The organism is bacterium, from assembly GCA_024224155.1.
GTDB lineage: Bacteria > Acidobacteriota > Thermoanaerobaculia > Multivoradales > JAHEKO01 > CALZIK01.
Window position 1 is genome coordinate 1 of the sequence record JAAENP010000542.1, and the last position, 2,590, is coordinate 2,590.

General features: G+C 63.7%; 1 protein-coding gene and 1 pseudogene. One reads left to right on the plus strand and one right to left on the minus strand.

Annotation, left to right across the window (positions count from 1 at the left end):
- Nucleotides 1-29: 29 nt before the first annotated feature.
- Nucleotides 30-661: pseudogene (locus tag GY769_25095) on the plus strand (hypothetical protein).
- Here GY769_25095 and GY769_25100 read toward each other — a convergent pair.
- Nucleotides 658-2,301 (minus strand): recombinase family protein, encoded by a 1,644-nt coding sequence (locus tag GY769_25100; GenBank protein MCP4205201.1) that lies wholly within the window; start codon nt 2,299-2,301, stop codon nt 658-660. The pseudogene GY769_25095 and the gene GY769_25100 overlap by 4 nt on opposite strands.
- Nucleotides 2,302-2,590 lie beyond the last annotated feature (289 nt).

Consider the following 2,590-nt stretch of genomic DNA (forward strand, 5'->3'; position numbering starts at 1 on the left):
CGGGGCCGGATGCTGAAGGCCCGAACACGATGAGACAAGGAGGAGCCGTGGGGAGCTCGCATTCGACGAAGAGTCCGACCGGAGGAGTCGCGATGCGGCGCGCGCCCACGCAGCCGGCCTTGCACGAGAGTCTGATGGGACAGGTGGTGGAGCGATTCAACATGCGCCGTGCCTGGCAACAGGTGAAGGACAACCAGGGTGCCCCTGGCGTGGACGGCATGACCGTCGACGAATTTCCGGCCTTCGCGCGCAAGCATTGGCCCGCCATCCGTCAAGCCTTGCTGGACGGCACCTACTCGCCGCAACCCGTGCGGCGGGTGGAGACGCCCAAGCCTTCGGGCGGGGTTCGCCTGCTCGGGATACCGACCGTTCTCGATCGGTTGATCGCGCAAGCCATCCAGCAGGTCCTCACGCCGATCTTCGACCCGGACTTCTCCGAGTCGAGCTTCGGCTTCCGTCCCGGACGCGGAGCGCACGGAGCACTCCGGCAGGTTCAGCGTTGGGCCGGCGAGGGCGGCGCATTGCCGTGGATCTCGATCTGGAGAAGTGTTTGGAGACCGCGACACACTACACCCCCTCTGATGATGCATGGGGAGCTCGCTTCCCAGGTACGTGTAAGCAGTTGTATTTCATGTACTTATGTCCCGATGGTGTGAGTTAGCTGGTTTCGTTCTCGTGAGTCTTGACAGGTTGCAAGTCCGTCTCATGCCTCGATAGATCCTCGAAGAGCGCGGGCTGTGTTTGTGGGATCTTGATCCTCAAGCCCTTTCTCCGCCCTCGCCGGACGTGGACGGCGTTGAGCTCACCGCGCTTGATGCGTTGCAAGACGGTCTGGCGGGAGACGCCGAGAGCCTTGGTCGCCTCGAGCATGGGCAGCCAGTCTTCGGGGGCCTGCTCGACGAAACGTGATCGAAGCTCGTCCGTGATGCGAATGCGCCAGGGTGCGCCGGGGGTGATCTGGTCGCCAGCGATGAATCCGTCGTTGAGCCAGCGGTGCAGGGTCGAGGGTGCGACGCCGAGGATTTCGGCGGCCCGAGCCACGGTGACCACCTCGCCATCAGGAGGTTCGGCAGATGGCTCGAAGCGAGGAATTTTCCAGTGGCGTCTGACGTTGCCGAGTCGGTTGGCGGTGAATCTCAGACCACGCGCCGTGCGCCGGCCCTGCCGGTTGAGGATGCCGGCGATGACGGCATCGGAGTAGTGTGTGGCGAGCCGTCCAATAAGCTCGATGGTGTCCTCGTCGGTGCGCACCGGTGCGGTTCTGCGGCGCTTGAGGTCGATTTCCAAGTCGGTGAGGGCGCCGCCGCGCCATCGAAGAGTCAGCTGGGCCTTCGAGGCGTCTCGATCGATGGCGACGATGACTTCCTCGAGCAGCGTTCTGAGGAGTTCCTTGCGATCGCGGTCGGTGGTTGTCGGGGTATCCCAGACTTGCTCCAAGTCGGTGCCCAAAGCCTCCAGTTTGCGGCGCTCATCGGGGCTCAGAGCTCGCGGAGTGCGCTGTTGGCGTCGGTTCATCTCGGCCTCGGCTTCCGCGAGCTTTCGTAGCTGGTCGTTCCATCCTCTCTCGAGGTTGCGGGCGACGAGTCGGTTCTCGGGCTCCACAGCGCGGTAGCGTCGCTCAGCACGCTCAGTCTCGTAACGAGCCCGTTCGACCGCCAGGCGCCATTGTGCGAGGGCGGCGTCCCGGTCGGTCTCTAGCCGACTGGCAGCCTCGATCGACGCCTCTAGGCCGGCAGGCGCAAGGGCCGTGAGTAAGGCCGTCGCTACGGCCCTGTCGATCTGTCGGCCACCGACGCGGAGGCAGTAGACTCCACGGCCGTTGACGAGGGTACTTCCGGGGCAGTGATAGCCGGGCGAGGATTTCCTTCCCTGGTAGTTGACATGGAGGCGTCGCCCGCAGCGACCACAGCGAGCGAGACCTTGCAGCAACGCGGCTCCTTCCCTCACGGCGCCTCCTGGCTCATGTCGCTTGGGGCGTGTGTTGGCTGCGATGCGATCCTGATTCGCTTCGTAAGTTGGCCAGTCGATGAATCCCGGATGGTGATCGACGAGCAGTACCTGCCACTCGGAGCGGGGTAGCTTGCGCACCCGTTTGCGCAGCCGGCCGCTGTCATCAAGGTACCGTTCCTGACGGGTCTTACCGTAAGCATAGGCTCCAGCATACGTCGGGTTGGTCAAGACGTGGTGGATGGCCGTGTAGGTCGGCTGGATCCACTGAATCTCAGGCCATCGGTTCGACTGTAGAGGAAACGACAGTTCCTGATCTCTTAGCCAGAGCCAGACCCGTCGCACCGAGCCCATCTCGGCGAAGCGCTCGAAGACCGTTCGGATGATCCCGGTCACCGCTTCGTCAGCGTGCAAGAGCACCTCACCGTCGTCATCTCCCCAGATCAGTCCTACTGGAAGACCGCGGCGAAGCTCCCCCCGAGCGGCCTTGTTACGGATGCCGCCGTCGAGTCTGGCCCTGAGGATGTGCAGCTCGGCTTCGGACATGGTGCCCTTGAGCCCGAGCAGCAGTCGATCGTTGAAGTCCCCGGGATGATAGAGGCCGTCGCTGTCGGCGATCAGGGTATCGGTGATGCTACATAGA

Bases quoted from the DNA above. Each gene is read 5' to 3' on its own strand.
- GY769_25100 (MCP4205201.1), bottom strand. From the start codon at position 2,301: ATGGGCTCGGTGCGACGGGTCTGGCTCTGGCTAAGAGATCAGGAACTG.